This window comes from Flavobacterium sp. FPG59, assembly GCF_002150205.1.
Classification (GTDB): domain Bacteria; phylum Bacteroidota; class Bacteroidia; order Flavobacteriales; family Flavobacteriaceae; genus Flavobacterium.
In genome coordinates this window covers 1-5,299 of the sequence record NZ_MTCA01000212.1, presented here as the reverse complement: position 1 = coordinate 5,299, position 5,299 = coordinate 1, and the positions used below count along the sequence as shown (strand labels likewise).

Annotated in this window: 5 protein-coding genes; all 5 read left to right on the top strand. The window is 33.6% G+C overall.

The features are described 5' to 3' along the window. Nucleotides 1-4: 4 nt before the first annotated feature. Genes FPG59_RS13575 through FPG59_RS13555 form a run of 5 tightly spaced genes read left to right on the top strand, consistent with a single transcriptional unit; the run spans nt 5 to nt 5,231 of the window. A complete protein-coding gene (locus FPG59_RS13575; protein WP_254906708.1) occupies nt 5-1,258 on the top strand; it encodes a nucleotide sugar dehydrogenase in 1,254 nt (417 codons plus the stop codon). A gap of 15 nt (nt 1,259-1,273) precedes the next feature. Then, nucleotides 1,274-2,473, top strand: a complete 1,200-nt coding sequence (gene lhgO, locus FPG59_RS13570; protein WP_086455124.1) for an L-2-hydroxyglutarate oxidase — start codon at nt 1,274-1,276, stop codon at nt 2,471-2,473. 4 nt (nt 2,474-2,477) lie between these two features. Further along, nucleotides 2,478-3,611 (top strand): DegT/DnrJ/EryC1/StrS aminotransferase family protein, encoded by a 1,134-nt coding sequence (locus FPG59_RS13565; RefSeq protein ID WP_086455123.1) that lies wholly within the window; start codon nt 2,478-2,480, stop codon nt 3,609-3,611. A 3-nt stretch (nt 3,612-3,614) separates the two neighbouring features. Further along, the gene (locus FPG59_RS13560) at nt 3,615-4,190 is read left to right on the top strand and encodes an acyltransferase (RefSeq protein ID WP_086455122.1); all 576 of its coding nucleotides are present in this window, start codon (nt 3,615-3,617) and stop codon (nt 4,188-4,190) included. A 6-nt stretch (nt 4,191-4,196) separates the two neighbouring features. Beyond that, nucleotides 4,197-5,231, top strand: coding sequence for a Gfo/Idh/MocA family protein (locus FPG59_RS13555; protein ID WP_086455121.1), 1,035 nt, complete (start codon nt 4,197-4,199; stop codon nt 5,229-5,231). The last annotated feature ends 68 nt before the right edge of the window (nt 5,232-5,299 follow it).

The window sequence follows — 5,299 nt, the reverse complement described above, 5'->3', positions numbered from 1 at the left end:
AGTTATTTCAGTTACTGGATTAGGTTATGTAGGGTTGCCATTGGCACTAGAATTTGCCAAACATTTTAAAGTAATTGGTTTTGATATAAATGAGACAAGGGTAGCCTTGATGAAACAAGGAATTGATCCTTCTAAAGAATTGGAAGGAATGGCTTTTGAAGGTTGTGATATTGAATTTACTTCGAATGTTGAAGATTTAAAAAGAGCACATTTTCATATTATTGGTGTACCCACCGATATTGACGAGAACAAAGTTCCAAATTTGAATCCTTTATTAGGGGCTTCGAGAAGTGTTGCTTCTGCTTTAAAAAAAGGTGATTATGTGGTATATGAATCTACAGTATATCCGGGATGTACCGAAGATGATTGTGTGCCTATTTTGGAATCTATTTCAGGTTTAGAACGAGGGACAGATTTTAAGTTTGGCTATAGTCCAGAGCGCATAGTACCAGGCGATAAAGTAAAAACATTAACGAATATTTTAAAAATAGTATCTGGTAATGATGCTGAAGCATTGGAAGTGATTTCTGAAGTTTATGGTTCTATTATCAAAGCTGGTTTACACCAAGCTGAATCTATCAAAGTAGCTGAAGCGGCTAAGGTTATTGAGAATACACAACGCGATATCAATATTTCTTTGATGAATGAATTGGCAATCATTTTTGATAAAATGGGTATTGATACTAAAGCGGTAATTGAAGCTGCAGGTACCAAATGGAATTTTCATAAATACCAACCAGGCTTGGTAGGAGGACATTGTATTAGTGTGGATCCGTTTTATTTAATGCATAAAGCCAAACAATTAGGAATCGATCCACAGGTTATTGCTGCTGGAAGAAGAGTAAATGATTTTATACCTACTTTTATAGCTAAAAGAATTGTTCAAGCTTTAATAGAGCAAGATAAAAACCCTGGAAAGTGTAAGGTTTTAGTCAAAGGAATTACTTTTAAAGAGGATGTTGCAGATATTAGAAATTCTAAAGTTGTTGATTTAGTAAAAGAATTAATGGATTATTCGATTCATGTCCATGTGGTTGATCCTCATGGCTGTCCGAATGAATTGGCCCATGAATATGGTATTACTTTAGTCGATGAACCAGTAGGAGTATATGATCTCATTGTATTAGCTGTTGGTCATCAAGAATATATTCAAATGACTTCTGAAGATTTTCAAAAGTTATCTAAAGACGAAATCTATATGTTCGATATTAAAGGAGCATTAGAACCATCGGATTTTAAAAATTATTGGAGATTATAATATAAAGAAATTGATTTGAAAACAGATTTTATCATTATTGGAGGAGGGATTGTAGGGCTTTCAACTGCATATCATCTCAAAAAACAAAATCCTAGATTATCGGTTATAGTTCTTGAGAAAGAATCTAAAATTGCTATGCATCAAACAGGACATAATAGCGGAGTAATTCATTCAGGTATCTATTATAAACCAGGAAGTCTTAAAGCTATTAATTGTAAAAAGGGGTATGATCAATTAATTCAATTTTGTGATGAAAATGATGTAAAATATGATCTGTGTGGTAAAATAATTGTTGCAACAGAGAAAGATGAACTACCGGTTATGTCTGGTATTTATGAAAGAGGTCTAGCCAACGGACTTGTAGGTATTAAAAAAATTAGCGCCCACGAGATAAAAGAATTTGAACCTCACTGTACAGGTATTGAAGGGATTTGGGTGCCTCAAACAGGAATTATTGATTACCAAGAAGTTTCTCAAAAATATGCTGATTTATTTTTACAATTGGGGGGTGAAATTCTATTTGAACAAAAGGTGGAAGATATCAATTCTCTAGAGGATAGTTCAGAAATACAAACTCAAAATAAACGATTTGAATCCAGATGGGTCATTAATTGTGCTGGTTTATACTCGGATAAGGTTGCAAAAATGACAGATAGTAATTTGGATGTTCAAATTTTACCTTTTAGAGGAGAGTATTTTAATATCAAGAAGGAGAAAGAATATTTAGTTAAAAACTTAATTTACCCTGTGCCTAATCCTAATTTTCCCTTTTTAGGAGTTCATTTTACACGTATGGTTCATGGAGGTGTTGAAGCAGGTCCAAATGCGGTATTGGCTTTTGCTAGAGAGGGTTATACAAATAAAATGATTAATTGGAAAGAGCTTTTTGAAACTTTAGGTCATTCGGGTTTTCAAAAAGTGGCTTTAAAATACTGGAAGGATGGCATGTATGAAATGTATCGTTCCTACTCGAAAACTGCTTTTACAAAAGCATTACAAAGATTAATTCCAGAAATCCAAAAAGAGGATTTAGAAGATGGTAGTGCTGGAGTACGTGCTCAAGCCTGCGACAGTAAAGGAAATCTTTCGGATGATTTTTTAATTTTTGAAAATAAAAACGTTATAAATGTCTGTAATGCGCCTTCACCTGCAGCAACTTCATCTTTAGCAATTGGTGAAAGTATAGCTGCTTTGGCATTAAAAAAAAACTCATAATATTATGAAACAACCAATTCAAATGGTGGATTTAAAAACACAGTACCACCATATAGAGAATGAAATAAATCAATCCGTAATAGATTGTATAGCAAGTACCTCATTCATCAATGGGCCTGCGGTTAAAGAATTTCAAATTTCTTTAGAAAAGTATTTAGACGTGAAACATGTGATCCCTTGTGCAAATGGAACTGATTCTTTGCAAATTGCAATGATGGCTTTGGGGCTTGAAAGAGGAGATGAGGTTATTTGTCCTTCTTTTACATATGTGGCAACAGCTGAAGTAATAGGCTTGTTAGGTTTGACGCCAATAATGGTTGAAGTTGATGAGAAGACTTTTAATATTACTGCCGAAATTATTGAAAAATCGATAACAATAAAAACTAAAGCAATCGTACCAGTTCATTTATACGGTCAGTCTTGTGATATGGAGCCAATTATGGAGTTGGCAAAGAAATATAATTTGTTTGTGATTGAAGACAATGCACAAGCTATTGGTGCTACTTATACTTTTTCTGATGGACGCACTGCTAAAACAGGAACTATCGGACACATTGGAAGTACTTCTTTTTTTCCATCAAAAAATTTAGGCTGTTATGGAGATGGCGGTGCATTAATGACTAATGATGATGAATTGGCTCAGAAGATGAGGATGATTGCCAATCATGGACAAGAAAAAAAATATTATCATAAGGTTTTAGGTTGTAATTCGAGATTGGATACCATACAAGCAGCAATATTGAATATCAAACTAAAACATTTGGACTCTTACAGTCAGGCCCGCAATCAGATGGCATCATACTACGATTCAGTCTTTGCTGACGTTAAAGAGTTGCAAGTTCCTGAAAGGCAATACAACAGTTCGCATGTTTTTCATCAATATACTATGAAAGTAAAAAATGGCAAACGCGATGAATTGCAAAAATTTCTTTCCGATAAAGGAATACCTAGTATGATATATTACCCACTTCCATTGTACAAGCAAGAAGCCTTTCAACAGTTTGTAGATTCAAATTTTCAATTGCCAATTACTGAATCATTATGTGATGAAGTTCTTTCGTTACCTATTCACACTGAAATGGAGTTGGATTCTATGGAGTATGTTTGTAGTCAAGTAAAATCATTTTTTAATAATTAAAATATGGAAAATTTTTTCGCACATGAAACAGCATTAGTCGATGATGGTTGTACGATAGGTGATAATACTAAGATTTGGCATTTTTCTCATATTATGTCCAATTGTACGATGGGCCAAAGATGTAATATTGGTCAAAATGTTGTGGTTTCACCAGGAGTAATTTTAGGAAATAATGTAAAAGTTCAAAATAATGTATCAATCTACACTGGTGTAACTTGTGACGACGATGTTTTTTTAGGACCATCTATGGTTTTTACTAATGTCATAAATCCACGCAGCGCTATTAATCGAAAAGAACAATATGCCAAAACTCATGTAGGTAAAGGGGCCAGTATTGGTGCAAATGCAACAATAGTATGCGGCCATGACATAGGGGAATACGCCTTTATAGGAGCTGGAGCGGTAGTTACTAAAAACATTTTACCTTTTGCACTTGTGGTAGGAAATCCAGCCAAACAAATTGGATGGGTTGGTGAGTATGGACATCGTTTGGAATTTAATGAAAGCGGTATTGCCATTTGTCATGAAAGTAAACAAGAATATAAATTAGAAAATAATACAGTTACTAAAATAAGCTAATTGAGTATGAAAAAAATAAAATTTGCCGTTGTTGGTTGTGGTCATATAGGAAAAAGACACGCTAGTATGATACAAGGGAATTCGGATTTTGAATTAGTTGCGTTATGTGATATTAGAAAAAAAGAAGAATTAGGATTAGAAAATTATCCAGAAGCTAAGTTTTTCAATTCTTTAGAAGCTTTGGTGCAGAGCGGTATTGAAGTTGATGCTGTTGCTATTGCTAGTCCTAACGGATACCATCAAAAACAAGCGTTACTTGTTTTAGAAAACAATTGGCATGTAGTTGTTGAGAAACCCATGGCATTAACAAAAGCAGGTTGTGAGCAAATTATCTTCAAAGCGCTCCAAAAGCACAAACAAGTATTTTGTGTGATGCAAAATCGTTATTCACCACCTTCAGTATGGTTAAAAGAAGTACTTGAAGCAGGTGTTTTAGGTAAAATTTTCATGGTTCAAATTAATTGCTATTGGAATCGTGATGACCGTTACTATAAACCAGACAATGTAACAGGAAAACCAACTTCTTGGCACGGAACTAAAGATTTAGATGGTGGTACATTGTTTACGCAATTTTCTCATTTTATTGATTTGATGTATTGGTATTTTGGAGATGTGACTAATATAAATGCAAGATTAAATGATTTCATGCACGAAAAGAGTACTGATTTTGAAGATTCAGGATTTGTTTCTTTTGATTTTGTCGAAGGGGGAATGGGGAGTTTAAACTATTCTACGGCAGTTTGGGACAAGAATTTAGAAAGCTCAATTACTATAGTTGCGGAAAATGGTTCAGTAAAAGTTGGAGGACAGTATATGAATGAAGTAGAATATTGTCATATCAAAGATTATGTAATGCCAGTATTAGCAGAAAGTAATCCTCCAAATGATTACGGACAGTATAAAGGTTCTGCAGCAAATCACCATTATGTATATGAAAATATAGCGAATGTAATTGCGGGCACAGAAAGTATCTCTACAAATGCTCTAGAAGGAATGAAAGTTGTTGATATTATTGAAAGAATTTATAGTAAAAAAGATTAAAGAAATTTATTTACAATTTCAATTTCAATTTCAATTGTCATCAATTAACCGATAGCCATGTTTTACAT

Bases quoted from the DNA above. Each gene is read 5' to 3' on its own strand.
- FPG59_RS13565 (WP_086455123.1), top strand. From the start codon at position 2,478: ATGAAACAACCAATTCAAATGGTGGATTTAAAAACACAGTACCACCAT.
- FPG59_RS13555 (WP_086455121.1), top strand. From the start codon at position 4,197: ATGAAAAAAATAAAATTTGCCGTTGTTGGTTGTGGTCATATAGGAAAA.
- FPG59_RS13560 (WP_086455122.1), top strand. From the start codon at position 3,615: ATGGAAAATTTTTTCGCACATGAAACAGCATTAGTCGATGATGGTTGT.